This window comes from Pseudomonas sp. WS 5412, from assembly GCF_012985615.1.
GTDB lineage: Bacteria > Pseudomonadota > Gammaproteobacteria > Pseudomonadales > Pseudomonadaceae > Aquipseudomonas > Aquipseudomonas shahriarae.
This window is the reverse complement of record NZ_JAARMB010000036.1, coordinates 1-26,761: the sequence shown is the minus strand read 5'-3', so window position 1 is coordinate 26,761 and position 26,761 is coordinate 1. Positions and strand designations below refer to the sequence as shown.

Below are 26,761 nucleotides of genomic sequence, written 5' to 3'. Positions count from 1 at the left end.
GGGGGTTGGGGAGCAATGGAACTGAAAACCAACGTAAGCCGAATTAGAGTTCGTTTTACTCGTCAGCGACTGCGAATTAACGAACTTTGATTCGTGAGAAAGGTTTATTGCACTGATTTTCGGGTGTTGGTGACCTTTCCTCGCGATAGCGGAAACGGTTTCATAAAACGGTCGTTTTTCGAAACTATCCAGACGTTGCAAGGGTTTGCGGGGCAGCGACTGAGCTTAAGTGCACTTTCTGTTCCGTTGCTCCCCCAACCCCCACATGGCCTAAACAGGCGCTTCGTGATGACAGCCGGCAATAATGACGAAAACCTCCCCACCAGGCGGCACGAAGAGCCGACAGTACTTGCGCGTACCCCCGGTACGCTCACCACCCCCGAACAATTGGCTGAGCAACATCAGCGTTTTCTCGCCGCCGCGACAACCGACAACACCCGGCGCACCTACCGCTCGGCCATTCGCCACTTTCTCGCCTGGGGCGGCGTGCTGCCGTGCGATGAAGCCGCGCTGATTCGTTATCTATTGTCTTTTGCGGAAGTATTGAACCCGCGCACCCTGGCCCTGCGCCTCACGGCGCTGTCGCAATGGCACCGTTATCAGGGTTTTCCTGACCCTACCGCCAGCGCCACCGCGGGCAAAACCTTGCGCGGTATTGAGCGGGTGAACGGGCGGCCTCGACAAAAAGCCAAGGCCCTGGTCCTAGAGGATCTCGAACGCATCGTGGTGCACCTGAACACGCTCGACGGACTGGCGACACTGCGGGACAGTGCACTGCTCCAGGTCGGGTATTTTGGTGCGTTCCGGCGCAGCGAATTGGTCACGCTGGAGATGCAATACCTCGAGTGGGAGCAGGAAGGTCTACGGATCACGCTGCCCCGTTCCAAGACCGATCAGGAGGGCGAGGGACTCGACAAGGCGATCCCATACGGCGACAGCATCTGCTGCCCCGCGACAGCGCTACGCCGGTGGTTGGACGCGGCTCAGATCGTTCAGGGGCCACTGTTCCGGCGCATCAGCCGCTGGGGCGTACTCGGCGAGGTGGCACTGCACGAGGGCAGCGTGAATACCATCCTGACGGCACGTGCCGAAGCCGCAGGGCTGTTGTATGTGCCCGAACTGAGCAGCCACAGTCTGCGTCGGGGACTGGCTACCAGTGCGCATCGGGCTGGGGCGGATTTCCTTGAGATCAAACGACAGGGTGGCTGGCGGCACGATGGCACCGTACACGGCTATATCGAGGAAGCTGGAGCTTTCGAGGAGAATGCGGCTGGCTCGTTATTACGACGCAAACCGTAGCCAAGGTTTGTAAGCAGGGCTGGTTAGAATCCCAAGTGGCCACCCTCTATTCTCGACCGTCCTTCCGCAGCACATGAGCAGTTCCCTTAAAAACAGTTACTTACAGAACGAATGTCCTAATTTTTGGCTTATCTCGGCACGCCCCCAATATGACACATGGCTGCAAATCGCTAATTTTCCAACTATAAAGAGCTATGCTCTCAAGAAGCGGTTGCGCTAACCGATACAGTATAAATTGGGCCCCAAGTATTATTTTATTTGCACAAAGGTAATGATTATGTTTTTCAATAAAAACAAACAACTGCTGGACACAGAAAATAAGCTCTCAGAACTACAGCGGCAGCTTGATTCAATAAGTCGAAATGTCGCGGAAATCAGATTCAGGCCAGACGGGAGCGTAATCTATGCGAGCAATATCTTTCTAGAGATGCTTGGTTACAAACTCGAAGAAATAGCAGGGCAGCACCACAGAATTTTCTGCGAAAAGAATTATGCTAACACAGCTGATTATTCGCGCTTCTGGCAGAAATTGGCTGACGGCCATCTTCAATCAGGTTTATTTAGGCGGCTGCGCAAAGACGGTAACTTAGTATTGATTGAGGCTACTTATATTCCAGTTCAAAATCAAGATGGAAAAGTTATTGAAATCATTAAGATTGGCTCAGATGTCACTCAGAGAGAAAACGAGTTACTCTCACTAAGAGCCGTCCATGCAGCCATCTCCCGCTCGATGGCGGAGATCGAGTTCACACCTAACGGTGACATCCTGCATGCAAATGAGAATTTCCTCCGTGCTATGGGTTATCGCCTCAGCGATATCAAGGGTCGACACCACCGAATGTTCTGTTTCGATAATTTTTATCAAGAAAATCCAAATTTTTGGCAGAGTTTAAAGGGAGGAACTTTTTTAAGCGGGCAATTTGAGCGCAAGACCGCATCGGGAGAGACCATCTATCTTGAGGCCACCTACAACCCCGTCATTGATGAAGCCGGCCAGGTTGTGAAAGTGTTAAAATTTGCCACCGACGTCAGCTCGCAGAAGCATAAGGCTGATGAAATCCGTCAGGCCGCAGAGCTTTCCTTCACCACCGCCGAGGAGACATCTCAAATTTCCGTGCGGGGCATGGAGTCCCTTGCTAGTTCAATTGAACTATCTCAGGGTACATTTAATTTAATAAACGGTGCGGTTATTTCGATTACACAGCTAAATGCTCAGGCTAAAGATATCGAGAAAATTGTTACCATCATCCAAGGCGTGGCAGAACAAACTAACTTACTAGCACTTAACGCCGCAATTGAAGCTGCCCGAGCGGGTGAAATGGGCCGAGGCTTTGCTGTAGTAGCCGACGAGGTTCGTCAGTTGGCAGCTCGAACTAGCAGTGCCACCGTGGAAATCCAGAATGTGGTAACTGCTAACGGAAAGCTTACTCAGCAACTGAATATAGATATGAACAGCATCGCTAGAAGCGCCGAAGAAAACAACGATCAGATCGCAACTGTAACAACTATTATGCGTGAAATCAGTGACGGTGCAGACCATGTTGCCCGTACCGTATCGACGTTGTTCAAAGACAATAGCTAGTGTCCAGTTTTAGGCAAAATCAGGATCGGAACTTCGAGCCGCAGCGCTACAGAGCCAGAAGCCCAAACTTGGTGACGGCCATCGTGCTATGGAACACGATGTATCTGGAGTGCATCACTTGGGGCTGGTCGAGGCTGGCAAGTCGGTGGGCGGCGAGCTGCTGCAATACCTATTGCCGCTGGGCTGGGAGCACATCAACCTGACTGGCGATTACGTCTGGCGGCAGAGCCGCAGGCTGGAGATCGGGAAGTTCAGGCCGCTACGATTGCCCGGAAAACCTTAGCGTACGATTTTTTCCGAATTCTGCGGGCTCCCCTATCACCAGCTACGCTCGACCATCGCCCAAGTCGGTGGGAAGAAGGAATTGACCGGCCGCACCGACATCGAAATCGAGATCAGCAACCAGTGCGCCAGGCTGATCGGCAACGCGATCATCTTCTACAACTCGGCGATCCTGTCCCTGCTGCTGACGAAGTACGAGGCAGCTGGCAATGCCAAGGCGCTGGCGTTGATCACGCAGATGTCGCCAGCGGCCTGGCGGCACATCCTGCTGAACGGGCATTACACCTTCCAGACTGACGGCAAGTTCATCGACCTGGATGCGCTCGTGGCGGGACTGGAGCTGGGCTGACGGAAATTTCTGGGATTCCGGCGTACAACCCCTATCAAAACCTTGTTCGTCATCGCTGCTCTGACCGTATCTTCTTTTGCTATGGCTGAAGGCGGAGGTGACCGCACTTTCGAACGTATGGAAGCGGCCAGGAGTAACTCGATGGAATCGTACCAAGTAGCCCAAACGAAAAATGCCCAGCCTCCTGTCGCGGAAAGCAAAGCCAGGGCGATGGACCACAAAAATTGCTAAATATTTGAGCTACGCTCACAAGCTGACAGAAATGTAATCACTGTGGTGGTTTAAATGTGGCAATTTCTGAGCTCGCTTACCGTTTGAGTTCGTCTTTTGTAACGGTGAGTGAGTCTCATCCAGACAATTCATTTGTTGTTTCGCGCGGCTTCCCTTTTGACTGATTGGACATAACGGCATGCACTCCAAAACCTCTAGGCGGACATTCGTGAAAGGCTTGGCCGCTGGTGGCATTCTCGGCGGCCTTGGCCTTTGGCGCACTCCTGTATGGGCGGTGACAAGTCCTGGTATGCCGAGCGTACTCTCCGGTAACGAATTTGATCTGTTTATTGGTGAAAGCCCTGTAAACATCACAGGCTCGCCTCGCACAGCTATGACCATCAACGGATCATTGCCCGGACCGTTGCTGCGTTGGCGTGAGGGGGAGACCGTCACTCTGCGTGTAAAAAACCGTCTAGACCAAGACACATCAATCCATTGGCACGGGATCATCTTACCCGCCAACATGGACGGTGTGCCTGGCTTGAGCTTCCATGGCATCGCACCCGATGGCATGTACGAATACAAATTCAAGCTTCATCAGAACGGAACCTACTGGTATCACAGCCACTCGGGTTTGCAGGAGCAGGCAGGCGTTTACGGTCCAATCGTCATCGATTCGAAAGAACCTGAACCGTTTCAATACGATCGCGACTACGTGGTGATGTTGACTGACTGGACCGACGAAGATCCCAGTCGCGTTATGGCGAAGCTCAAGAAACAATCGGGCTATTACAACCATCACAAGCGCACCGTCGGAGACTTCATAGACGATGTCAGCAGCAAAGGTTGGTCTTCGACGGTAGCAGATCGAAAGATGTGGGCTGAGATGAACATGAGTCCTACTGACCTCGGCGATGTCAGCGCGGATACCTATACCTATCTCATGAATGGCCAGGCACCCAACGGTAACTGGACTGGTATTTTCAAACCGGGTGAGAAACTCCGTCTGCGCTTTATCAACGGCTCCGCCATGAGCTATTTCGACGTCCGCATTCCTGGGTTGAAGATGACCGTGGTTGCCGCAGACGGTCAACATGTCAAGCCGGTGAGCGTCGACGAGTTTCGTATTGCGGTAGCTGAAACATATGACGTTATTGTGGAGACTGCTACTGATGAGGCTTACACCATCTTCGCTCAGTCTATGGATCGCACAGGTTACGCCAGCGGAACACTTGCAGTGCGTGACGGCCTAAAGGCACCGATACCTGCGATTGACCCACGTCCTATAGTAACTATGGATGACATGGGGATGGGTGGTATGGCTGGTATGGACCATGGCAGCTCGGGTGGAATGAGCGGCGGCGACATGGCCGGCATGGATCACAGCAAGATGGCAGGGATGAACCAAGGTGACATGACCGGGATGACCGGCATGGACAGCGGTGACATGACTAACATGGCTGGCATGGACCACAGCAAGATGGCTGGCATGGACAAAGGCGACATGTCCAACATGGCTGGCATGGACCACAGCAAGATGGCTGGCATGGACAAAGGCGACATGTCCAACATGGCTGGCATGGACCACAGCAAGATGGCAGGAATGGGCAGTGGCGATATGTCAGGGATGGCTGGCATGGGCGGTATGGGTGGAGAAATGCAGACTCATCCAGCCTCTGAAACCAACAATCCCTTGGTTGACATGCAAGCCATGAGTCCAACGCCAAAGCTGAACGATCCTGGCATAGGCTTGCGGAACAATGGTCGTCGAGTGCTCACTTACTCCGACTTGAAAAGCACTTTCCAAGATCCTGACGGCCGCGAGCCAAATCGCACCATCGAGCTTCACCTGACCGGTCACATGGAGAAGTTTTCGTGGTCGTTCAACGGCATCAAATTCTCTGACGCCGAACCGCTGCGCCTGAAGTATGGCGAGCGTCTGCGCATCACCTTGGTGAACGACACCATGATGACCCACCCCATCCACCTTCACGGCATGTGGAGTGACCTCGAGGATGAGAACGGCAAGTTCATGGTGCGCAAGCACACGATTGATATGCCACCTGGTACCAAACGCAGCTATCGAGTCACCGCTGATGCCTTAGGCCGCTGGGCATATCACTGCCACCTGCTTTTCCATATGGAAATGGGCATGTTCCGTGAAGTACGGGTTGATGAGTAAAGGAGACGATCTGTGAGCACATACCTAAATCGTAATTCCCTCGTGGGTTGCCTCTTTGCCGCTGTCCTGCTGAGTGGACTCTCGCCCACGGTGCTGGCAAAGGAAAATGGCAGCGATCATTCAACTACTGTTCCTGCTACAGCAACGGACAAGCCAGCAGCGGCAAACGATTCGAAGCTAGATCACGGGTCAATGGACCATAGCAAGATGAGCCATGAGTCGATGGATCATGACCAAAAAACCAAAAAGGCAGATTGAGATCATGACCAGTAAGTTTTTACGCCCAACGTTGATGGCACTTGCAGTCTCCACCGGTCCTGCATTCTTTTTTATGGCTCAAGCCGCTGAAGAGATGGATCCGTCGATGGCGATGCCATCAAGTGCGGACGCAAAGCCTTCAACTGCACAAAAATCCAAACCAGCCAAAGCGAAAGATGCCGCGATGGATCACTCCAAGATGGACCACGGCTCAATGGGAGCCATGGACCATAGCAAGATGGGGGCGATGGATCACAGCAAGATGAGCATGGATAACGGGCAAATGGACGGTATGGAAAGCATGGATGGAGGGGCGACTACCACAAGCCGAACCCCGATCCCCGTACTTACCGACGCTGACCGGGCCGCCGCTTTTCCAGACGTACCAGGCCATGGTGTGCACGATAAAAAAATTAACTCGTTCATCCTCCTGGATAAATTTGAGTACCAAGACGCTGACAACGGCAGTGCGCTGGCTTGGGATGCAAAAGGGTGGATCGGCGGTGACGTCGACCGCCTCTGGTTGCGTTCGGAAGGTGAACGTACAAATGGCGTAACCGAAAACGCTGAACTTCAGGCTCTGTGGGGACACGCCATCGGTCCATGGTGGGATGTCGTCACCGGCATTCGACAAGACTTCAAACCTGGGTCACCTCAAACCTGGGGAGCGCTCGGTATTCAGGGCATGGCCCTCTATAACTTTGAAGCTGAAGCGACTGCTTATATTGGTGAGAACGGTCAAACCGCTGCTCGATTTGAAGGCGATTACGACATCCTGTTGACCAATCGCCTGATCTTGCAGCCGACCGCCGAAGTAAACTTGTACGGGAAAAATGATCCTCAGCGCGGCATAGGATCTGGATTGGCCAACACCGAACTAGGCCTGCGGTTGCGCTACGAAATTACTCGTCAATTCGCACCCTACATTGGAGTTAGCTGGAATCGCTCATACGGTAAGACGGCTGACCTGGCCAGCGATGAAGGGGAAAAAACAAACGAGGCCCGATTTGTAGCTGGTATTCGGATGTGGTTCTAAGCGATTTGAGCACTAGCCCTACGAATTCTAATGATCGGGGAGTTAGCTCCCCGACTCTAGAGTAGATCCTTCAATGCAACCTTTGCAGCGGCATGAACGCTTGAGTGGAGTTCTATTGCTTCGTAGAACATCTCGCCGTCTCCAAGGGAAAAGGAAATATTCATGACAGGTAGCTTCCGACTTTCAAGTCGATCTCTGCGTATCGCAACATTCGCCGCGCTGTTCATTGGCTCAACGGCTCAAGCGGCGCAGGCCCTCACCATCGATGTGCATCGTGATGCAAACTGCGGATGTTGCAAAAAATGGATTCAGCATCTTGAGGCCAATGGCTTCACCGTCATCGATCATGAAGAAACCAACATGAGTGCTCTCAAACAAGATCTGGGTGTCGCTCCACGACTCTCGTCTTGTCACACCGCGATGATCAACGGGAAGTTTGTTGAAGGCCACGTGCCAGCTGAGCAAATAATTGCGATGAGTAAACGCGACGACCTTCTCGGGATCGCTGCTCCTGGCATGCCACCTGGTTCTCCAGGAATGGAAGTCGACGGAGTGCATGAGGCCTACCAGATAATCGGCCTGACCAAAGCTGGCACAGATCAGGTCATTGCTGAGTACCCTCAAAACTAATCCCACCCCATCCCTCCCGTCACAGCATGGTCAGCGTTCATGACCATGCAGCGGGACATGCTCCTTCGATTTCATTCTCAAGCCATGGCTAAAGACGATCAACAGCCGTCGTAAAGGCATGCTTGTGCCTAATCAGATAACCCCGAACCGCAGTCCTCAATAAGAATTTGAGATGATCCCATCCTCCGCATGCTGACAAGCACTGCGCAGTTGATCGCGATAGTGTTAAGTTCGGAGATGGCGTTGCACCCTCAGCGTACCTTCCCGAATCAGGACATCTGTCTCGGCTGAAACAGTAGAAAACGTAAATGACGGTGGCTTAAGAGTTCTTTTTTTGAAGGCTCTTCAGACGTAGGGTCGCGCGTTGTACAGCGGCCATTTTTTCTGGACGCTTCATTCGTTTCCATTTTCTGATGTCTTCCTTGGTGCGACCGCAGCTAACGCACAGTTCGCTGTTCAGCTGGCAAACAGAAATACAGGGATTTTCGATGTCCTTTGCCATTGTTCAATTCCTCGTCGAACTTATGCGTGCTGCGGGTTCATTGCTAAGCCAGAACGATCTGATCAGGTGCGTCAGCGCCCAACTTCGTGCGGTACTCAACTGTCAGATGAGTGATCTCATGAACCGTCGCAAGCCGTTCTCGTATGTTTTCTGCATTGACTGCTGGGCTGCCCAGAACACTCACAATCGCGGCGCGGGCTTGCGGCCCAACCTGCCAGACATGAAGATCAATGATCGAAGCATCTCCCGGTCGCTCAACCAGTTCACGAATCTCTTCAGCGACATGATCATCTGTCTGGTCGAGCAATACACCCGAAGTCACCCGCATCAACGACCAAGCCCAGCGTGCAATCACAACGGCACCCACAATCCCCATTGCAGGGTCGAGCCATACCCAACCAAGGTACCGACCAGCAAGAAGGGCTGCGATGGCCAGAACCGAAGTCAGTGCATCTGCAATGACGTGAACGTATGCAGAGCGCAAATTATTGTCGTGACCATGCGCATGGTGAGACTCATCGTGGCCGTGGTCATGCCCATGGTGATGATCATGACCGCCAGACAGCAAAAGCGCGCTCACCACATTCACTGCTAGTCCGACAATTGCGATTAGAGTCGCTGTCCCGAATTGCACTTGAGTCGGTTGAAAGAGACGAAACAGCGACTCTCCAGCAATTCCCAAGGAAACCAGTCCCAAAATCAGAGCAGAAGCGAAGCCACCCAAGTCTCCCACCTTGCCAGTTCCAAAACTGTAGCGAGCACTTGAGGCATGTCTTTTCGCGTAAGCGTAAGCAGCTGCGGCTATGCCCAGTGCACCTGCATGCGTTGCCATGTGAAAACCATCGGCAAGCAACGCCATTGAGCCAGTGAGATAACCTGCGGTGATTTCAGCGACCATCATTACGACGGTCAGGGCCACCACCCACAAGGTTCGCTTGGCGTTTTCTTCATGTGATTTCCCAAGGAACATATGGTCGTGGGAATATTCGGCGTACGAATTACTCATCTGGGCAAATCCTATTTGGAATAGCGGCGAATGGCTTCGAGCAGCTCGTCGACACCTTTCGCTCTTTCGTCGTTGCTGAGTGTCGGATTCGCGACGTGTTCACGAGCGTGGTCTTCGATAATTTCATCCATCAGCCCATTGATAGCGCCACGGGTAGAAGCGACCAAAAGCAAGGTTTTCGAGCAGTCATCATCAGAGTCGAGTGCTCGCTCAATCGCCTGGATTTGCCCAGCGATTCGCTTTACGCGCTTAAGAAGATTGTCTTTGCTTGATCTCATATGACTCATACCATACCCCCCCTACCTATATTGAGGGTATGATCACACGTTCCAATTAGCCATACAACCCCTGGGATGCTAGCCGCCGCGTCGCATACCGCCGGGATATAGTTATTTCAATCCATAAAAAAAGGCGCCACTAGGGCGCCTAAGCCGTCTCCAAACCAAAGGAGAAACAAAGAGACGGGGGTGTATTTGGCAATTGGACACCTGATGCCGATGGCTAGCGTCCGTTAAAGCAGTTGCAATGGGTATTCGACAATCAGTCGGACCTCGTCCAAATCAGATTCGAAATCGGTAGCTCGTGTCGTTGCTTGGCGAACACGCAAAGACATGTCCTTCAGAGAGCCTGACTGGATGACGTATTTGGCCTCTATGTCTCGCTCCCAACGCTTTTGGTCCTGCAATGGGGCACCGTCCGCTCCGCGACGCATGTACACGCTGTTCGCGTTGGAATAGTCCGCATCCCAACCCTTAGCGTAGCGGGTCATGAAGCTGAGACCGGGGATGCCGAAAGCCTGCATATCTAGATCGTAGCGCAGCTGCAAGGATTGCTCTTTCGGTGAGTTGAAATCGCTGTACTGAATGGAGTTATCCAAGAAAATCGAGTCTGATTGGCGTAGGTAGTCAAAGTCGTCGTTACCATTATTGCGCTGATACCCAACGGTCACGGTATGCGCTCCGAATTTGACCCCGGTCTTGCCGCTCCAGATGTTGTTATCGAAGCTTCCCAGAAGTTTTTTACCCTCATCAACCGCTCGGTAGTAATTAAAGCCACCGATTAGCGATACGCTGTCTGAGAGCGGATAGTTCAATGTGGTGCCTGCGTAATACTGGTTCCACACATCCTTGAATTGGCTGGTGTAAAGACTCACACCTACGTGCTCATTGACCGTGTAATCGCCCCCTAGATAAGCGATCCACGGAGCATCTACTGCACCGGCGTAGAAAGTCGAAAAGCCGTCACGCATGCCACTGGAATTGGGTTGGCTCATCGCATGCAGCCGACCCCCTTGAAGGGTCAGGTCTTTGATGCTGGTATTGGTGAACGTTGCGCCACGAAAACTCTCAGGGAGGAGTCGGGAATCCCCATAGGCCACGACAGGTGTCGATGGAAATACGTCCCCTACCTTGACGACTGTATCCAGGAAGCGCACTTTTGCGGCCCCGCCTACTTTTGAGTAGGAGTCTTCAGGTTGGCCTTTGCTATTGTGCGGCAAGACATCGACTGAGCTACGGGCTCCCGAGCGACCATCACCTGAATCGAGCTTGAGGCCTTCCATTGCAAACGCATCAATGCCGAAGCCTACCGTACCTTGAGTAAAGCCCGATTCGAATCGGCCAATGATGCCATGAGCCCATTCGGCTGAGTAACCATTGCCCGTGGGGCTTGACTGGCCCTTTCGATAATCACGATTGAGATAGAGATTCCGATTCAGAATACTAAAGGTGCTCCCCTCAATGAACCCTTCAGGTTTTTGCTCCACAGCTACTGCAACTTGCCCCATGCTCATGCCAAGGGCAATGAGAGAAAGACCATAAATGCTTTTATTGTTCATTTAACACTCCAGGCTTTAGCTTGGCAGAGTTTCTTTATGAAATATTTTTTATAATTATAAAAAGCCACCAGCACGTGAGGATTTCTCCTACGTGCCGGCAGACATAATTTCATACAATAGATAACTCCAGCGTGACCTGAAAATTACTTCTATGTCAGCGAACAGTAAGCAGGCTCAAAACATACCGAACAAACTGGCGCAGCTAGGGCCAACGCTAACTAGCTTCCGTGAGGGCAGTTAGTACCCATAACCTTGTATTCCAGGGTGTTGAGCTTGCCCGCCGAATCTTCATAGGTCATGCGCGAAGGAGCTACGCCACAGGTTTTATTGGCTTGAGTGGTACTGATTACCTTCTGGACATCGAGGTTCATTCCATATTCATAATGAACAACTTCAGGTGTCGTCTTTCCATTTTCTAAGGCGTACTGTTCCATCGCCTTCTGGTTCTCTTGCATCATTCGACCATAAACACGGTCACCACCTCCTTCAGCCATGGCCAAAGAAGACAAGGTCAAGATGGAAACGGCAAAAAAAGCTTTTAGTGATTTCATGATTTTCTCCTAGTGTTCACTTACTTCTGACTAGAGGATAACCAGTGATGCCTTTCAGAAAGCTGCCGCGAATATTACATATGCGTAAGGTGTCCCTCAGCACTGGTGAGCTCGACTATTAGAATTTTAACTTGTTGGCGAAGTAGGCTGAATATGTCAGATAAGCATTAAAGATCAACTCGAGTTTCTCACGAAATACCCAAGCTTTTTTTATTAAAGATACATCTCATCTATATTATGGACAGCTGCTTGGACTGCTCCATATGGATGAGTGGTTTGAGCGCAGTAAGATGAGACGAGGAACGTGTTACAAAAGCCTTATAGGCTGAGAATATTAGGGGCTACGTTGAGTACCGAAAACACCATCGCTAGGATAGGCTTTAACAGCCATAAGAAATCGTCCCAGTATTTTATCGCGGCTAGCAGCAAAGCACCGACGATTGGAAGCAGGGACAACCCCTTCAGCAACCGAAAGGTCCTGGTGAGGGTTCGGCCTTGCTTGTCGACTTGATCGATGGTGATCCTGAGCAGCCCCTGAAGTTTCGGGGGATATGTTTTTATCTTGTCCTTGAAATCATCGAAAATGACATTGAAGCTGTGCAGCAGGCGCTCCGTTTGCAGCATTTGATTGTGGAGGATCGCAAGTAGAACCACAGAAACAACTGCCAGCCCAAGGACAAGGATAAAACCTTCGAATTTTGAGGTTGTTTTCTCCAACACGACCAAACCCGCTAGCGATATCGGCAGGGCGAGCATCTTGCCGGCGATGTCGCCCAGCACCCCGCTAAGCTTGGTGCCATAGTCGATTTCAGCTTGGGCCACCTCGCGCCGGGCCCGCTCAAACGAGAAGCTATAGACGTAGGTTTGCAGATTCGCGCGGTATGTGGCGAGGACCTCCCGCCACTCCCGCACGATCACCAAGAACAGATTGGGCTCGCTCTCAAACTTCTCGATGACGCTAGCCACCGCCATCCGAATCATTAATTTTCGTTCGGAGAGGTGTGCCTTATTTTCGTTTTTTCGATTGAGTATTTCTTCCAACAAGCTCAGGTGATTGAGCTCATAGTCAAGAACCTTGATGTCAACCTGGGTAGGTAACAGAAAAGTTCTCGGAGGCTTAGCCCCATCGGGAGGCAAGGCAAAGAACAGATTAAAACCATCTTGGCTGCTGTCTTTGTCGACACCGATCGCTAGCAGTGCAAGCAGCTCGATCAGCCGGCAGACGCGCCTGAGCGCCTTAATCGTCGGAGGCTCGATGTCATCACTATCTGCCCAACAGAGCTCAACAATGTATACGTTGCTCGGGAATTGCCCCTTGCCCAATGAGCCATTGCGAGCGACAAACTCGCCTAAGTTCGCGTAGAACCGGCCAGACTCGTTCGATGGCAAGCGAAACTCAATATCGAGAGAGTCTGCTTCTTCAGAGCAATGCTCGAACTTGCCATAGGCTGCGGGCAGGCCATCGCACATTCGCAACGCACCGATAATGTCGGGCGTTGGCATCCCCTCATAGCGGATGACTCCGTCCTCAATGGTGGGCGCTCCAATGGCGCGGTAGAGAGCTACCACATTAGAAAACATTCTTAGCCGACCCTGGCCAGCAGTTCTTTCTCGATCACACCAACCAGTTCGGCAGTCAGATTGGACAGTGTCAACTTTTTCCGTCCCTCATCATAATAAACGTCTGCGGCCGGATCCTTACCTAACGCTCCACGCTCGAATTGCAACGACCAGTTAGCCGCGTCCCCCTTGATACGGGTCTTCTCTTTCAGCGATTTCGCATTGACCGTAAAGTCGTCTGGCACCTTATGTTTCTCGCTATTCAAATAGTCTTTCAGCCCAACAATTTCATCCACTAAGTCAGCGGGTACGTGTGCGACAGCGACGTGGCAGATAGCGTCCAAGCGCGCAGATTTGCCTGCGGCCAACTGCTCCTCCAGATACTTGATCACCGCCTCTTTGGCCTTGTAACCAAAGCCTTTTAACGTTTTGTTGTCGCGAAAAAACCGTGCAACGTTATCAATGGCATTTTTGGTAGCGCGTCCGGAAGCTACTCCTTTCGCGCATCCCAGTGCAGAGATGAAATAATCGGATGCCTGACTATCACGGCCCCGGCTGATGAAGCACAGGTAGGTTGAATCCACTTCATCCTCCGCGTCATCTTCATTCTGCTCAGGCGCAGCAGCGGCCGCAGCAGCCATAGCCTTTATGGCCACGAAGCTCGCTAAATTGATCCTGGCGGCCTGCTGAACCTTGTTGAGATCGACCTCTTGAATTTCCTTGGGCACATAGTTCTCGTCCAGCTGTATACCGCCGCGTTCCTTCATGCTGGCGACCAGGAAAAAGTCGGTTGCACCTGCGGTGTACTGAGCGCAAAGGATGTGTCCACCGGTCGATAAGACTTGATTACCGGCTTGCTCCACCAACTGGTCCATTGCCAAGTGGGTCAAGTCGATAAATCGCGCTTCATCATCTTGTACTTCTACGAACGCGGTGAAGCGCTCTGGAAACGGTCCCTGACGGTCATCATCGGCAAACTGGCCGTAGACCACGCTGTTGCCTTCTTTGCCGATGAGGCCGTGGATACCATTGACCAGAAAATGCAACGCGGGATTTTCAGTATCGAGCGCCACATCCTTCTTGACCACCTCGGAGATAAAACTGGTCTTGGCCAGCTTCTTGAAGCTGTGAATAATGGCAGTTTTCAGCGTAATCATAGGTCGAATTCCGTTCCGATAGTATCAATATGGAATCACTGAAAATAGCACCTTACCCAGCAAACTTCAGGGCTTATCTCGATATCAGATATCACCGAAGGGCTCCAATACCTACCGATCAGTAAGGCTGCACGAACCCAATAACTGTATATGTATACAGTATCATAATCTATGCCATTCATCAGCACGAGGAGCGGAGGGTTGAAGCGCGGATTGGCCGCCGCCAATAACCACGACATCAAATTTCGGATTATGACTCACCACCATCCCCCCCTACGTTTGCTGCGTATCGCTTACGTGGGATCAGACTTTACGGCCCAGATCATCAATTTTCACAACGACCTGTCCGTCCTCTTTGACGAAACTGCCGCGCTGCTCTTGTGGAAGCAGGTCGAGGACAGCCTCAGACGGACGACACAGGCGTGCCCCCAAGGGGGTCACGACGATGGGACGATTGATCAGGATGGGATGAGCCATCATGGCGTCAATGAGCTGGTCATCGGCAAGTGACGGATCGCCCAACCCAAGCTCTTCGTACGGCGTGCCTTTGATACGGAGGAGCGCCCGCACCTCTATACCCATATCCTTGATCAACCTGATTAGCGTTGGCCGATCAGGTGGGGTTTTCAGGTACTCAATTACCGTTGGCTCTTCACCGCTGTTGCGGATCAATGCCAAGGTATTGCGGGAAGTGCCACATTCCGGGTTGTGATAAATCGTGATCTGATTCATATCTGATGTCTCGCTGTTGAGAGGCTCAAATGGATCGCTGGTTGACGCGTTCGGATAGCTCCCCAGCGGACTCTTTACGCTCGGAGTAACGATCAACCAGGTAATCTTGGCGATCACGCAACAACAGCGTGAACTTCATCAGTTCTTCCATCACGTCGACCAGACGGTCGTAGTACGAGGACGGCTTCATCCGGCCCGTCTCATCGAATTCGGTGAAGGCCTTAGCTACTGAGGATTGGTTTGGGATGGTGAACATGCGCATCCAACGCCCCAGTACCCGCAGCTGATTAACTACGTTGAAGGACTGCGAGCCGCCGCAGACTTGCATCACCGCAAGGGTCTTTCCTTGCGTAGGTCGTACAGCACCTATCGCCAGCGGAACCCAGTCAATCTGAGCCTTGAAAACCGCACTCATGGAGCCGTGTCGCTCAGGAGAGCACCACATCTGGCCTTCCGACCATTGCATCAGTTTGCGCAGCTCCGCGACTTTGGGGTGGGTGTCGGGTGCATCATCCGGCAGCGGAAGGCCCGACGGATCGAATATCTTTGTTTCAGCGCCAAACTGCTCCAGAAGTCGAGCGGCCTCCTGGGTCACCAACCGGCTGAAGGATCGCTCTCGTGTCGACCCATACAGAAGAAGGATTCGAGGTTTATGGAGTGAGGACGTGCGAGGCGCCAGTTGCTCCAGGGTTGGAATGTCAAGCAGCTCGGCTTGGACATTCGGCAGCGTATCTTGCATACAAACTCCTAGGGATGCGCCAAGTAGGCACAACTTCCATTGCTCTTCAAAGCGAACCGATACGGTTCAGTTCAGCTTTGAGCTGATCAGGGCTCATGGTTTTCAACGGCAGCGCAAGAAACGCGCTCACGCGTTCGCGAATTTTGGCGAGAGTGGCGTCAAACGCTTTTGTGATCTCGATCTCCGACCCAGTGGCTTCCGACGGATCGGCCAGACCCCAATGGGCCTTCAAGGCTGGCCCGAAAAAGATGGGGCACGCTTCACCCGCTGCCCGGTCACATACGGTTACCACGATGTCTGGTGGAGAGCCTTCAAAAATATCCGAAGCTTTGCTGCTCAAGCCTGCCGTGGAAATGCCCGCAGCCTCCAGCGTTTGCAATGCCCTTTGGTTCACTCGACCGCTGGGAAAGCTTCCTGAGCTGACCGCCTCCACGCCCTCTGACGCCAGGTGGTTGAAAAGTGCCTCGGAGAGGATGCTACGGCAGCTGTTGTGGGTACACATGAACAAGACTTTCATCAGTAGATTCCTTGATTCAGAAGCTGAGGCGCAATGCCAGGGCGCAGAGGGTGGCGATAAGGATGGGCAAGGTCAGCACGATCCCGGTCTTGAAGTAGTAACCCCAGCTGATCGTGATGTCCTTTTTGGCCAGCACGTGCAGCCACAAGAGCGTGGCCAGGCTACCGATGGGAGTGATTTTCGGCCCCAGGTCGCAGCCAATGATGTTGGCGTACACCATTGCTTGAAGAACGACGCCATCGACTTCGGCAGCATGAATGGACAAGGCACCGATCAGGACAGTGGGCATGTTGTTCATGATTGAAGACAGAAAGGCTGTGAGCAGCCCCGTACCCAAGGACGCGCCCCAGACACCGTAGCCGGCAAATACATTCAGGATCTGGGCGATGTGGTTGGTCAAACCGGCGTTCTTGAGGCCGTAGACGACCAGATACATGCCCAGGGAAAAGATCACCACCTGCCATGGCGCGCCCTTGAGCACCTTGCCGGTGTCGATGGCGTGTCCACGGGCCGCGATGACGTAAAGAATGAATGCGCAGGCAGCCGCAATGGCACTGATCGGCACGCCCAGAGGCTCGACGACAAAGAAACCGACCAGCAGCAGAGCTAGAACCCACCAGCCTGCTATGAAAGTCGGACGATCACGTATCGCCTCTTTAGGATGATGCAACTGAGCAAGTTCGTAAGTCTTGGGCAATTCCTTGCGGAAGAACCACATCAGCATCACCAGCGTAGCCGCAACGCTGACCAGATTCACCGGCACCATGACGGATGCGTATTCGCTGAACCCAATCTTGAAGTAATCCGCAGAGACAATGTTGACCAGATTCGAAACTACCAGAGGCAAACTCGCGGTATCAGCGATAAAACCGGCCGCCATGACGAATGCGAGGGTGGCAGCGGGCGAAAAGCGCAATGCAAATAGCATTGCGATCACGATGGGCGTGAGAATCAATGCCGCACCATCATTAGCAAATAATGCTGATACCGCAGCACCCAGTAGGATGATGAAAGCAAATAGCTTACGAGTGCTGCCTCCGCCCCAGCGTGCGACATGCAATGCTGCCCATTCGAAAAAGCCGGCTTCATCGAGCAGAAGACTGATGATAATCACCGCGATGAACGTTGCAGTGGCATTCCAAACGATGTGCCACACCTCGGGGATATCCGCAAGAGTGACCACTCCAGTCAAGAGCGCGAGTACAGCGCCAAAGGTTGCACTCCAGCCAACACCCAGCCCTTTGGGCTGCCAGATCACCAGGACGATGGTGGCAATAAAGATCAGTACGGCAATCAACATTTCAATCACTCGATTTGGAAGCAGATCAGCCACATACGAGCTGGTTGATAGGACGAGCATTCATGTCGCTTAGTCGTTTGGCTTCGGAATCTAGCCAATCCTGATTCGCATCCACGACGTCCTTCAGAATTGCACTCACCCAACTAGGAAGGCCGGGATTCAGGCGGTAGTAAACCCACTGGCCTTGACGACGATCCATCAGCAGTCCCGCTGAACGAAGCAGCGCCAAGTGGCGAGAAATCTTGGGCTGGCTCTGGTCGAGCGCAGCGGTAAGCTCGCATACGCACAGCTCTCCTTCGCTCACGATGAGCAGTGTGATTTTGGTTCGAGTGTCATCTGCCAAGCACTTGAATAGTGCCGTGGGATTCATAGGCTCTGTCATAGATCCTCCAAGTGTTTTGTCTTGACCAAGACGAAGAGCTTAATGCGCTCATGGATGTCATGAAGTGTGTGGCGAAACGCGTCGGGATGATCGCTGGTGACCGGATCTGCGAAATCCCAAGTGATGACTTCGCCAGCGGCGGGCATCCATGCACATTCCCGTGCGGACTTGTCACACAGCGTGATGACGTAATCGAATTTTTCGTCGCGAAGCTCATCAATGGATTTGCTATGCAGTCCGGATGCATCTACGTCGACATTGGCCAGAGCAGCGACAGTACGCGGGTCGACGCTGGTTGGCTCCAAGCCCGCACTGTAAGCGGCAAAACGCGGATCTGTGTGCCGAAGCAATGCTTCTGCTAAATGGGAGCGGGCAGAGTTGGCAACGCAGATGAAAAGCACTTTGATTGGGGCAGACATGGCAATCTCGACACATACGTTGAATCGAATATATGATTTATCGCATATTCGGTAAAGCGTATATTTTTGCGTCGCCGGTCACCAGCGTGTAAGGGCAGCGCTCGTCAGATCGTCGGACGACTTTTCGTCGGAAGACGAGCTGATCACAACGCAAATCAGCTGTAACCAGTACAGCAAGTTCAACAGCAGCATTGGGCCGAATTTTTCCAACACTAAGAGGTGCCAGGATTGGGCCACAAAGCTCACTTGCTGAATTCTTTTTTGGCTGCTGGGCACAACATGCTAGTGCGACAGATTTCCTGTCATCAGCCAGCGGAGGCTTGTTGACGATCTGCATCCCCCAGATTATTGTTGCGGCTAACAACGAATTTGTGACGATTATGCCGAAGCGGAAAAAAGACCAGTTGTCCCAGGATGCCGAGGATCTGTACGAGGCGTTGAATCAGCTCGTCCGTGTCTACCAGTTTCGAGATAGAGATCGGATTTGCTGCTACGACGTTTCAGTCACCCAGTGCTACGCGGTCGAAACGCTGGTCAAGAAAGGAGCCATGCGGCTTCAGGTCTTGGCTGAAAAGATGTTTTTAGACAAAAGCACGGCAAGCCGCGTAATCGATGCGCTCGAACGCAAGGGGTATGTGTCACGCGCTGAGGATAACGAAGACCGCCGTGCCGTGAAGATCCAGGCCACGGACGCGGGCAGGGAACTCTACGAAAAAATCAGGGGCGATCTCATTGCCGAAGAGATAACAATGATCGAGAACCTTTCAGCCGAAGCCAGGCAAGGAGCATTAACCTTGCTCAGGCAGATTACACGAGCTACCGAAAAACGCTGCGGCCTCACAAATGAGCGTGGCTCAGATCCAACGCAAGCCTATTGAATCTCCATTTTTTGATTCAAATGTTGTTACTACCAACATAATGGAACCCGATCATGCGTATCCGTCCTGCTGAGCCAGTTGATGCAACCTCGATAGCCACTATTTATAACCAAGGGATTGCGGAACGAAGTTCCACGTTCGAAACCACTCCGCGTAACCCTGATGACATGCTAGAGCGACTTGAGGCTCATGATCGTTATCCCGTTCTGGTGATGCTTGATGAGCACGATAAGGTCATCGGATGGGCGAGCCTTAGTGACTACCGCAATCGCGCGTGCTATGACGGCATCGCTGACTTTTCGATTTACATGAGCCGTGAGGTGCGAGGCCAGGGGCTGGGTAAGAATCTCCTTCAGGCGCTGCTTAAAGAGGCAGAAGCTCGTGGATTTTGGAAAGTCCTTTCTCGCGTGTTCACATCTAACCGCGCCAGTCTCGCCCTGTGCGAAGCTTGCGGATTCCGCCAAGTCGGGGTTTACGAGAAACATGCATGCCTTGACGGTCGTTGGATCGACTGCGCAATTGTCGAGCGACTCATTCCTACGAATCAAATGCCGTGGCTAACACCAATGGCTGCAACCAAGACTGAATCAAATGGATTAAGCGGCTGTTAGGGTTCTCTATCACACTTAAAATCTTGTCAGTCAGGCTACGTACAGCGAAACAATCAATCACGGCCTAACTGGTCAAGTCGAATGCAAATAGGTGGTCAAGCCTATGTAATTACGCAGCCCACTGGAGTGGATTGCGCTAGCGACGTAATTCCCCTGCTCATGCTTGAATCGACGTTGAGATAGATACCGATGTCTGCGGACATTGAATACGCGAAATCGACGTATGCGGCATAAATCCCGTATATGCGTAAACCGCTGCTATCGGTGCACATCCAATGCCCGATCAATACGCAATAGGCGTCGGTATTAACAATGACATCCAACGCCCAGCAATAAGCCACAGAAATCACCGGATCCAGAGCAACTGCGCCACGCCATAAAAATATCTACTGGGGCTTTGAATTGGACGCGATCATCTCCATGTATGCATTGCCACCCATGGGAATATCATAACCTGGTGGCCCTTCCCATTGCCGCGAGACGCCGGTATTTCTAAGCATAACCTCAACCTTAATGCCGTCCTTAACCATGCTGTCTAAATTCCACTCGAAGTGATTTATGAGAGCCTGGCAGGCCACATGAGGTACTGTTGTCAATAATCTCAAGCTGGAGTTGTTTGGCGGTAACTTAAGCCTCGCGATCTCCGACATCGTCCATATAAATCTCCGCAACCTAAAATGCCAAAGAGACTCAAATTGAAGTTCAAGTTGAGCTGACAACAACGGGAAAGACTTACGAGTCGCACGCTGCCTACTTACTTTTCGCGGCAAAAGTGCAAGCATGTTACTGATATTTACTCGCACCTGTTTTTGGGTGATGCGGTACAAGTTCTCAACGCCCTCTATAAGAATAGTTGCGTATTTTTCGTCCTCATCGTTCACCGCCGGCTCGGCACTACTCTTCTGCATTACGTTCCCTGTAATTTTACTCAACAACCAGTCCTTATCGTTTTCGTTGAGCCAACGGGTTACTTGATAAGCACTTACCCAAAGATAGTCCATACCAATGCCTGGCTTCACTTCAAGTAGCATTGAGATTTTTTCTCGATAAGCCTTTTTCTTATGTTCTGGCAAAGTTTTCTCTTTAAGACGGACCGTCGGGTTTGCCGAGCTAGCAAGTAGAGACTCTTCTGCCAAGCATTTCTCAAACTTTTCTGCACATCCAAAAAGATGGAGAGATATTAAAAGATGCCTTGCCAACGGCATATCAATTTGACCTCTTGTTGTCGATAGCCTAATCCATTGACTTCGAATTCCAGCTGCGTATGCCAAATCAATTTTTGAAATAATTTTATCGCTGAACTTATCACGAATACTGCTAAATAATTTAGCTGTGCCAATTAGGTTCCCATGAACAAACCCTTGCTTCTTTGCTTGACGCCGATAACAAGCAGCCAAAACCGTATAATCTATCGATGGCAGATTGCGTTGCAGAATATCATTTACAAAAACTGCAAACTCGCGCTCTTCATTTGAGGCGAGTGAGCGGTTCGCAGGTTTAACAGCGTTCCACCCGCAAGCACAATCATCGGTCAACCCCGGTAACAATCGGTTTTTACGATAAAAAGGATGAGAGCAATTAGGGCAAGATTGAAGAAGTTCTTCACCATGTCGCCAGCACGCTGTAACGCCCGGTACATGATGAGCTCGGTGCCAATATGCGTAGCCACACTCTATGAGGTCGGCCTGCACACAGGCCAAGCAAATTTTAGCTCTGCTATTCCTCGTACCTTCTCTCCTAGGCACTCGAGCGACATCAGATAAAACCTTGTCAAACTCCTTAGAGGGTTCTTTTGATAATCCTATAAAAGGTTTGTAGGCTGGGAACGTAGTGTTAATCTCAAGCAACTCAGCCAAGTTGCTTTCTTTAACTCCCGGCAATCGAGAAGCAAGGTTTTCTAATTGCTTCGGTATGATAGATAGCTGAAATGGCGCAACGCCAAAAAGATCACGAAAGGTTTCTGCCTCGGTTTTGTTTCCGGACAAAAAATGGTATCTCGTAATACGAGATAATAGTGTCTCGTCTGGCATAGACATTGGGAAAAACAGAATACTGGACATGAGTAGCCGACTTTCTAACGTGGGTTCTGGTAGGACGCGAGTCCTGTGGATGGTGTTCTTTTATCACATATCACCGTGTACCCGGGTAAGGATTTTTAAAAATGAACGCCATACAGTAGCGAACAGCCAGCAATTATTTTATTAGAAAACAGCAGTTTTTACGCCAGAGTCAAAATACAATACACCACACATATAAATACTTTCACTGCACGCCTCGTCAAAATTCACACATCGAATCCACGCACAGCTCATATATATAGAGGCTTGTGCCGACGGCGTTACAGAGCAATATTCATACGCGGATCAGGGTGCATTCACTCATATTTGGAGTTTTCTGAGACACGCTGTTCGATACAGCGCTGATTGAGTGATTGGCTTGCCGTCAAGTTTTAGCTTCCGCTCGGCCCAGCTCAGGCGCCGCCGATGAAATGCATCAAGGGTTTCGCATTCGGCTGCCAGTGCAGCCGCACAGTGCGGCAGCTTGTTGAGCTGCTTTTCAAACCTAGATAACACATGAAGCTCTCTGCCTATTTTTGTCCGTGAGATGCGGACAGGTTTACCTGGAAGCGCTCGTAACATTTCAGCGCATTGAACCACTTCGTTGGCAAGGTCGAGGTCTTTGAATCTTTCTGCCTGCTGTCCGCGCGGTCTGTGGGCTTTACCTGGCTCTTGTGTCAGCTCGGACAGCCATTGCCGATCGTTTCGATGAAGCCACACATAATCTCGACACTCATGAGCTAGGCGAGCTCTGTATTCCCCGTCAAATCGGTTCCTCCTATCAACCAGAAGTTTCGAAAGCCTCGCCTCTTTCCATAGGTCAGGTCCATTCGAAATCGCGCGTATCATTCGATAGACGCATGTAACCGAGCTCCTTGTTTCTGACGCTATGGTTTTAGCGTTAGCCCCCGAGAGCGCCAGCGTCCAGATCGTTTCAGATGCCTCACTCATATACTCATTGGTGCTTGAGCGATTGGTTGGAGATCTGTTGGCAGCTCGTCCACAGGGAGTTTCGGTATTGGCAGTTCGACTAAGCGACTCGGTAATAGGACCGTTTGGCCGCAGTATCCTTTCCATGTCGACCTTGAGCGCACAGGCCAGCAGGATGAATTTCAGTGGATGATGGGTGCCCCTCGGCTTACGTAAAAGCTTCACAATCCAGGCCGCCGGTATATCCGCAGACGACTTGCTCAGTATCGAGTACTCCCCTGAGGAGGGGAGCCCCTCAAAGAATGCAGACATGTGTCGCGCCAAAATGCCTAAGTGCAGCCGACCAGTATCGGAAGCCATTTTCAAGGCAATAGCGCTATCCAGAAACACCGAGCGAATCGCATCAGGACATAATGGCGGAACATCGGTCTCAAGCACCTGCATCGAACGCTGCGCTATTTCGTGCAGAGCACTTTGTAGATTTTGAGGGATCTCTAGCGAAATGGAGTGAGACTGAACGTCCTCATCGTCCGGTAAATGCATTCTTCGAGAGTTTCTGCTCAACCAGCGGTAATCAAGGAGCCTCAACGGAGTTCCATGGTGGGGACAGATCAAAACGCCTGGAAGCTGATGCACACGGTGCCAGTACGCTGCTCCCACACAGGCCATGTCCTGTTCGACACAGTCGAAGCAAAATCGCACTCTCGAAGCAAACTGGAGTCGGCTCGCGATTAACCCCAACCTTAGCATCAACCCCTTGCCGTTTCCCGCCATCAAGATATTGGCGTCGCCCACCTGTTGCGGGGTCAAAAAAGGTTCGTAGTAGGGCAGTTGCGTATGGCGCTTTATAACAGCGGCTAGCGATAAGCCTGTATCACACGGCAGCGCCTCGACAAGCTCAGCTAGTCGACATGGAAAAGCAACGTTCTGCGAAAAGCATTTCGCGGACTGCGCTCCATCGAAAACTGCTGCGCAACTACGTACGCCACAGAGCCGGGCGTATCTTGAGAGAACGCTGTGAAGCGTCTCATCGTGGAAAACGGCCGGAAAGAAATGGAATTTGAGCCCCATTTCGTCACCCTTAATTCACCCCTTCCGATACAACGGAGAAAACTCAAAGAGATCACTGCTTATCCAACCGGCGCTCTTCAACGCCTCAATGGAGTCTTCACTTTCACTTAGCGCCTGTGCCTCTGAGGTCTCAACCGCCACCGCCGCAGGTGACTGCGATTTGACTTGGTTAACGGCCGCCACATTAGGTTTGGTAGCATTATTGTCGCTGCGACTGATGACACTGCGCAGCAATGCCAGTCGCTCCGGCCGAGCCACACCATCGAACGCCATCATGTCGCTTAGTTGGTCCTCAATCGGAAGCAAATCATCGAACTGCCGCATCCGTTTCGGATCTCGGCTTCGCAGAGCGGACAAAGCTGGCTTCAATATCTGCATCTTGGTGTTGCTCACCAACGCAATTGTCTCGGCGGTAACGCATTCCGAACCACTCTGGATCGCGTACCTTTGACTGAGCACCAAAAGCTTCACCAAAAAGTCGGTGACCCCTTGTGTATGCTCATACAGCGCATCAAACACATTCTCTGTCAGTTCGACCGGCTGCTGGTACCACTGATAGCTCCAGAGGTTTTCAACAAGCATGCGCCACTCGTCATCGTCCTTCTCAAAACGTTTAAATTCGAGTACCCCGACGCCGCAGCAACGCCTTGCGTTGCGCATGACGTCCGAAAATAGGCTGATCATCGAATTTGTCCCGATGAACACCACGGGAATGCCGATGTTGTTCACTAGATGGAGGAAGAAATTGAGCATGTTGTCCTTGCCCCCAGTTTTTGCAAGGTGCAGGTTCTGAAGTTCGTCGATCAGCAAAGCTCCAATGAAAAATGTACTCGCAACCTGTTCCATTTGTTGCAACGAGTCATTGATGTTCCGAGCCCTATACCGCTTGTAGTAATCCTCATCACCTAAAGCTCGCCCGACCGCATAGAAAAATTGCTGACAGAAGCCTGCCAGCGAACCATCTCGGGGGCAGTCAAGCTTGAGCCAGGTGATCTGGGTATGAACGAACTGCTTTCCTTCATAACGCTCGTGGCGAATCGTTTGAGGGTAGAGACTCAAAATGGCTTCGAGTGCGGTGGACTTTCCAATGCCACTAAGGCCAACCAGACTGAACGTTTCGGCAGTGGACTTGAATCCATCGTGGTAGCGCTGTGCGCCCGAAAGTGAGTGAAGATGTCTGACAGTGTCTGGAGAGGTCGGGTTGCGTCCGACGTACCCACGTCGTACCAGCAATGAAAATACGGACTCCAGATCCATGTGGACCAACAAAGGCTGGACCACCGTTCTCAAGCGGTCGATGCAGTGAACCCGAGTCGATCGGTCGAGGGTCAGCTCTTCTGGATCAACAGGACGGGGGAAGTTCGAGATTAGTTGCATTGCCACCTCTTCTGAGAAGATCGGTGGCAGCGCTTCGATGAGTGGATTTCCCGCGTAGTCCGCTATCGCCTGCTTCGTGTAGCTTGCGAAAACTTGGGCGCCTTTCATGAGTTTTGTCCTGGGCGGAGGCGTTTGAGCATATCGATAACCTGAGCGCTGCGAGGGCCGGCAAAGTTTTCTGAGCGATCTTGGGAGATCTCTGTCTTGAGCACAGGCGATTCAATCCTCACACCCTCTGGCACATGGGCGGTCTCACGCTCCTTGAGGCGCTCAACGGCGCGATTCTCACGAATATTTCCAATCATCTCAGCTTTGGTCGCAGGCGCTGGCTCATCATTTCGCTCAGCGATCGCACCGCTGACGACTTTATTAACTTCCTCCAGCAACGAAATCCGACTCTCCAGCTCAGCACGTTTATGAGTCGGTGGAGTCTGGCGGTAAGCTTCGAGCAGATCGAAAATCTCATCGGATCGATAACCAGCATACTTGCTATCAGACTTACGCAAATCGCAACGGATGAACTGTTTGTTGTCTCCCCGAATCCAAATATGTGCTGAGGAATTTGGGTCATACCAACACTCTATCGACCAAACCCCGCGGCTACGGGCCTTCGCAAACCAGTTGTTCTCGATCGCTACATCACAGACATAGTGCATCCCTCGGAATAGCACACCACCCTTTTGCACCGTCGCTTGCTCACGCGGAAGCAAATGGAGATAGACCATCTCGTCGGGATGATTGTTTGGTTCGACATGACCATTTTCTAATGCCCAAGTCCAGATACCTGACGGCGTCGGATCGACACCGTCGTTCATCATCTCTTGAGTGAGCCTGTCGGGCTGCCTGTTGAAGCGGTTATAGTGAAGGACACACTGGATGATAATCTTGGTGAACTCTTTAATGCTCAGCGTTGCATCGAGTCGGTAATCTCGCTCGCCACGTTCCTTCTCCCTAGCAGCTACACCACCAGGAAGCCACCTGATGCCTGTCAGGTTGTTCAGGATACCGAACCGGCTCTCAACCATCGACTTCCAGTCAGGGCGGTAAGGCGGAGCGATTCCCAGCTCGATATTCAGGCCAGTGGCAAGACCCTCAGCTGCTTTCCCCAACATCTCGCCTCGATCAGCGTAGATGTGATGTGGGAGGTGATGACAGGCCCATTCCTCTGAATCGATTGTGTAGTGGTCTAATGAAACCGGACACCCATTTAGGCGAGAATACTCGCCAGATCGAGGTGTCAGATGACCAAACAACGCCGTACCTTTTCCGCAGAATTCAAACGCGAGGCTGCCGACCTCGTGCTC

At 51.8% G+C, this 26,761-nt stretch carries 25 protein-coding genes and 4 pseudogenes; 11 read left to right on the top strand and 18 right to left on the bottom strand.

What is annotated here, in order from left to right; translation table 11 throughout:
- Positions 1-288: 288 nt before the first annotated feature.
- From HBR94_RS27485 to HBR94_RS27450, 9 genes and pseudogenes are all read left to right on the top strand, one after another.
- Positions 289-1,299 carry a tyrosine-type recombinase/integrase gene (locus HBR94_RS27485; protein WP_170045857.1) on the top strand — a complete coding sequence of 337 codons (1,011 nt, stop codon included), beginning with the start codon at positions 289-291 and terminating at the stop codon, positions 1,297-1,299.
- A 277-nt stretch (positions 1,300-1,576) separates the two neighbouring features.
- Complete coding sequence (locus tag HBR94_RS28920) at positions 1,577-2,881, top strand: PAS domain-containing methyl-accepting chemotaxis protein (protein WP_023101947.1); 1,305 nt, start codon at positions 1,577-1,579, stop codon at positions 2,879-2,881.
- Between the two features lie 14 nt (positions 2,882-2,895).
- A pseudogene (locus tag HBR94_RS27475) lies at positions 2,896-3,164 on the top strand (Tn3 family transposase); the annotation flags it as partial.
- Between the two features lie 33 nt (positions 3,165-3,197).
- Positions 3,198-3,512: pseudogene (locus HBR94_RS27470) on the top strand (Tn3 family transposase); the annotation flags it as partial.
- Positions 3,513-3,521: 9 nt separating this feature from the next.
- Entirely contained in the window at positions 3,522-3,743 is a 222-nt protein-coding gene (locus HBR94_RS28870) for a co-regulatory protein PtrA N-terminal domain-containing protein (RefSeq protein ID WP_262383435.1), read from the top strand.
- A gap of 178 nt (positions 3,744-3,921) precedes the next feature.
- Complete coding sequence (locus HBR94_RS27465) at positions 3,922-5,907, top strand: copper resistance system multicopper oxidase (RefSeq protein ID WP_074321235.1); 1,986 nt, start codon at positions 3,922-3,924, stop codon at positions 5,905-5,907.
- A gap of 12 nt (positions 5,908-5,919) precedes the next feature.
- A complete protein-coding gene (locus tag HBR94_RS27460; protein WP_139302248.1) occupies positions 5,920-6,165 on the top strand; it encodes a hypothetical protein in 246 nt (81 codons plus the stop codon).
- The gene (locus tag HBR94_RS27455) at positions 6,137-7,201 is read left to right on the top strand and encodes a copper resistance protein B (RefSeq protein ID WP_038444668.1); all 1,065 of its coding nucleotides are present in this window, start codon (positions 6,137-6,139) and stop codon (positions 7,199-7,201) included. The genes HBR94_RS27460 and HBR94_RS27455 overlap by 29 nt, the downstream gene beginning before the upstream one ends.
- Before the next feature lie 162 nt (positions 7,202-7,363).
- Positions 7,364-7,831: a DUF411 domain-containing protein gene (locus HBR94_RS27450; RefSeq protein WP_017341649.1), complete on the top strand. Its 468-nt coding sequence runs from the start codon at positions 7,364-7,366 to the stop codon at positions 7,829-7,831.
- Positions 7,832-8,150: 319 nt separating this feature from the next.
- Here the strand turns inward: HBR94_RS27450 and HBR94_RS27445 are convergent, their stop codons facing one another.
- The 13 genes from HBR94_RS27445 to HBR94_RS27385 form a co-directional block, all read right to left on the bottom strand.
- Entirely contained in the window at positions 8,151-8,333 is a 183-nt protein-coding gene (locus tag HBR94_RS27445) for a DUF1289 domain-containing protein (protein ID WP_017341650.1), read from the bottom strand.
- 43 nt (positions 8,334-8,376) lie between these two features.
- Positions 8,377-9,339 (bottom strand): CDF family Co(II)/Ni(II) efflux transporter DmeF, encoded by a 963-nt coding sequence (dmeF, locus tag HBR94_RS27440; RefSeq protein WP_058825472.1) that lies wholly within the window; start codon positions 9,337-9,339, stop codon positions 8,377-8,379.
- 11 nt (positions 9,340-9,350) lie between these two features.
- On the bottom strand, positions 9,351-9,626 hold the full coding sequence (locus tag HBR94_RS27435) for a metal/formaldehyde-sensitive transcriptional repressor (RefSeq protein WP_058825473.1): 276 nt from the start codon (positions 9,624-9,626) through the stop codon (positions 9,351-9,353).
- A 224-nt stretch (positions 9,627-9,850) separates the two neighbouring features.
- On the bottom strand, positions 9,851-11,176 hold the full coding sequence (locus HBR94_RS27430; protein ID WP_058825474.1) for an OprD family porin: 1,326 nt from the start codon (positions 11,174-11,176) through the stop codon (positions 9,851-9,853).
- A gap of 218 nt (positions 11,177-11,394) precedes the next feature.
- Entirely contained in the window at positions 11,395-11,727 is a 333-nt protein-coding gene (locus HBR94_RS27425) for a DUF2790 domain-containing protein (protein ID WP_019334883.1), read from the bottom strand.
- Positions 11,728-12,045: 318 nt separating this feature from the next.
- Complete coding sequence (locus HBR94_RS27420) at positions 12,046-13,308, bottom strand: hypothetical protein (protein WP_058825475.1); 1,263 nt, start codon at positions 13,306-13,308, stop codon at positions 12,046-12,048.
- 2 nt (positions 13,309-13,310) lie between these two features.
- Entirely contained in the window at positions 13,311-14,444 is a 1,134-nt protein-coding gene (locus HBR94_RS27415) for a nucleoid-associated protein (RefSeq protein ID WP_038444681.1), read from the bottom strand.
- A 303-nt stretch (positions 14,445-14,747) separates the two neighbouring features.
- Positions 14,748-15,176 carry an arsenate reductase (glutaredoxin) gene (gene arsC, locus HBR94_RS27410; RefSeq protein WP_019334880.1) on the bottom strand — a complete coding sequence of 143 codons (429 nt, stop codon included), beginning with the start codon at positions 15,174-15,176 and terminating at the stop codon, positions 14,748-14,750.
- 25 nt (positions 15,177-15,201) lie between these two features.
- Positions 15,202-15,915, bottom strand: a complete 714-nt coding sequence (arsH, locus tag HBR94_RS27405) for an arsenical resistance protein ArsH (RefSeq protein WP_058825476.1) — start codon at positions 15,913-15,915, stop codon at positions 15,202-15,204.
- A 46-nt stretch (positions 15,916-15,961) separates the two neighbouring features.
- The gene (locus HBR94_RS27400; RefSeq protein ID WP_038444687.1) at positions 15,962-16,432 is read right to left on the bottom strand and encodes an arsenate reductase ArsC; all 471 of its coding nucleotides are present in this window, start codon (positions 16,430-16,432) and stop codon (positions 15,962-15,964) included.
- Positions 16,433-16,448: 16 nt separating this feature from the next.
- Entirely contained in the window at positions 16,449-17,732 is a 1,284-nt protein-coding gene (locus HBR94_RS27395) for an arsenic transporter (protein ID WP_038444690.1), read from the bottom strand.
- Between the two features lie 25 nt (positions 17,733-17,757).
- Positions 17,758-18,114: a metalloregulator ArsR/SmtB family transcription factor gene (locus tag HBR94_RS27390; RefSeq protein WP_019334876.1), complete on the bottom strand. Its 357-nt coding sequence runs from the start codon at positions 18,112-18,114 to the stop codon at positions 17,758-17,760.
- Entirely contained in the window at positions 18,111-18,533 is a 423-nt protein-coding gene (locus HBR94_RS27385) for an arsenate reductase ArsC (protein WP_019334875.1), read from the bottom strand. The genes HBR94_RS27390 and HBR94_RS27385 overlap by 4 nt, the downstream gene beginning before the upstream one ends.
- A gap of 380 nt (positions 18,534-18,913) precedes the next feature.
- On the opposite strand from HBR94_RS27385, the gene HBR94_RS27380 reads away from it, so the two are divergent.
- Positions 18,914-19,411, top strand: a complete 498-nt coding sequence (locus HBR94_RS27380) for a MarR family transcriptional regulator (RefSeq protein WP_025992770.1) — start codon at positions 18,914-18,916, stop codon at positions 19,409-19,411.
- Positions 19,412-19,464: 53 nt separating this feature from the next.
- Positions 19,465-20,022 carry an arsinothricin resistance N-acetyltransferase ArsN1 family A gene (locus HBR94_RS27375; RefSeq protein WP_019334872.1) on the top strand — a complete coding sequence of 186 codons (558 nt, stop codon included), beginning with the start codon at positions 19,465-19,467 and terminating at the stop codon, positions 20,020-20,022.
- Positions 20,023-20,408: 386 nt separating this feature from the next.
- On the opposite strand, the gene HBR94_RS27370 is transcribed toward HBR94_RS27375, so the two are convergent.
- The 5 genes and pseudogenes from HBR94_RS27370 to HBR94_RS27355 all read right to left on the bottom strand — a co-directional run.
- Positions 20,409-22,082 (bottom strand): TniQ family protein, encoded by a 1,674-nt coding sequence (locus tag HBR94_RS27370; protein WP_074321233.1) that lies wholly within the window; start codon positions 22,080-22,082, stop codon positions 20,409-20,411.
- A gap of 318 nt (positions 22,083-22,400) precedes the next feature.
- Positions 22,401-23,552: a TnsD family Tn7-like transposition protein gene (locus tag HBR94_RS27365; RefSeq protein ID WP_227496890.1), complete on the bottom strand. Its 1,152-nt coding sequence runs from the start codon at positions 23,550-23,552 to the stop codon at positions 22,401-22,403.
- A 54-nt stretch (positions 23,553-23,606) separates the two neighbouring features.
- Positions 23,607-24,080, bottom strand: a pseudogene (locus HBR94_RS28865) (TniQ family protein); the annotation flags it as partial.
- A 15-nt stretch (positions 24,081-24,095) separates the two neighbouring features.
- Positions 24,096-25,565 carry an ATP-binding protein gene (locus HBR94_RS27360; RefSeq protein ID WP_170045856.1) on the bottom strand — a complete coding sequence of 490 codons (1,470 nt, stop codon included), beginning with the start codon at positions 25,563-25,565 and terminating at the stop codon, positions 24,096-24,098.
- A pseudogene (locus HBR94_RS27355) lies at positions 25,562-26,632 on the bottom strand (Mu transposase C-terminal domain-containing protein); the annotation flags it as partial. The gene HBR94_RS27360 and the pseudogene HBR94_RS27355, both read right to left, overlap by 4 nt.
- Positions 26,633-26,761: the final 129 nt, after the last annotated feature.

Excerpts from the sequence above, each read along its gene's own strand:
- HBR94_RS27485 (WP_170045857.1), top strand. The coding sequence starts at position 289 with ATGACAGCCGGCAATAATGACGAAAACCTCCCCACCAGGCGGCACGAA.
- HBR94_RS28920 (WP_023101947.1), top strand. The coding sequence starts at position 1,577 with ATGTTTTTCAATAAAAACAAACAACTGCTGGACACAGAAAATAAGCTC.
- HBR94_RS27465 (WP_074321235.1), top strand. The coding sequence starts at position 3,922 with ATGCACTCCAAAACCTCTAGGCGGACATTCGTGAAAGGCTTGGCCGCT.
- HBR94_RS27455 (WP_038444668.1), top strand. The coding sequence starts at position 6,137 with ATGACCAAAAAACCAAAAAGGCAGATTGAGATCATGACCAGTAAGTTT.
- HBR94_RS27450 (WP_017341649.1), top strand. The coding sequence starts at position 7,364 with ATGACAGGTAGCTTCCGACTTTCAAGTCGATCTCTGCGTATCGCAACA.
- HBR94_RS27445 (WP_017341650.1), bottom strand. The coding sequence starts at position 8,333 with ATGGCAAAGGACATCGAAAATCCCTGTATTTCTGTTTGCCAGCTGAAC.
- dmeF (WP_058825472.1), bottom strand. The coding sequence starts at position 9,339 with ATGAGTAATTCGTACGCCGAATATTCCCACGACCATATGTTCCTTGGG.
- HBR94_RS27435 (WP_058825473.1), bottom strand. The coding sequence starts at position 9,626 with ATGAGTCATATGAGATCAAGCAAAGACAATCTTCTTAAGCGCGTAAAG.
- HBR94_RS27430 (WP_058825474.1), bottom strand. The coding sequence starts at position 11,176 with ATGAACAATAAAAGCATTTATGGTCTTTCTCTCATTGCCCTTGGCATG.
- HBR94_RS27425 (WP_019334883.1), bottom strand. The coding sequence starts at position 11,727 with ATGAAATCACTAAAAGCTTTTTTTGCCGTTTCCATCTTGACCTTGTCT.
- HBR94_RS27420 (WP_058825475.1), bottom strand. The coding sequence starts at position 13,308 with ATGTTTTCTAATGTGGTAGCTCTCTACCGCGCCATTGGAGCGCCCACC.
- HBR94_RS27415 (WP_038444681.1), bottom strand. The coding sequence starts at position 14,444 with ATGATTACGCTGAAAACTGCCATTATTCACAGCTTCAAGAAGCTGGCC.
- arsC (WP_019334880.1), bottom strand. The coding sequence starts at position 15,176 with ATGAATCAGATCACGATTTATCACAACCCGGAATGTGGCACTTCCCGC.
- arsH (WP_058825476.1), bottom strand. The coding sequence starts at position 15,915 with ATGCAAGATACGCTGCCGAATGTCCAAGCCGAGCTGCTTGACATTCCA.
- HBR94_RS27400 (WP_038444687.1), bottom strand. The coding sequence starts at position 16,432 with ATGAAAGTCTTGTTCATGTGTACCCACAACAGCTGCCGTAGCATCCTC.
- HBR94_RS27395 (WP_038444690.1), bottom strand. The coding sequence starts at position 17,732 with ATGTTGATTGCCGTACTGATCTTTATTGCCACCATCGTCCTGGTGATC.
- HBR94_RS27390 (WP_019334876.1), bottom strand. The coding sequence starts at position 18,114 with ATGACAGAGCCTATGAATCCCACGGCACTATTCAAGTGCTTGGCAGAT.
- HBR94_RS27385 (WP_019334875.1), bottom strand. The coding sequence starts at position 18,533 with ATGTCTGCCCCAATCAAAGTGCTTTTCATCTGCGTTGCCAACTCTGCC.
- HBR94_RS27380 (WP_025992770.1), top strand. The coding sequence starts at position 18,914 with ATGCCGAAGCGGAAAAAAGACCAGTTGTCCCAGGATGCCGAGGATCTG.
- HBR94_RS27375 (WP_019334872.1), top strand. The coding sequence starts at position 19,465 with ATGCGTATCCGTCCTGCTGAGCCAGTTGATGCAACCTCGATAGCCACT.
- HBR94_RS27370 (WP_074321233.1), bottom strand. The coding sequence starts at position 22,082 with ATGTCCAGTATTCTGTTTTTCCCAATGTCTATGCCAGACGAGACACTA.
- HBR94_RS27365 (WP_227496890.1), bottom strand. The coding sequence starts at position 23,552 with ATGCATTTACCGGACGATGAGGACGTTCAGTCTCACTCCATTTCGCTA.
- HBR94_RS27360 (WP_170045856.1), bottom strand. The coding sequence starts at position 25,565 with ATGAAAGGCGCCCAAGTTTTCGCAAGCTACACGAAGCAGGCGATAGCG.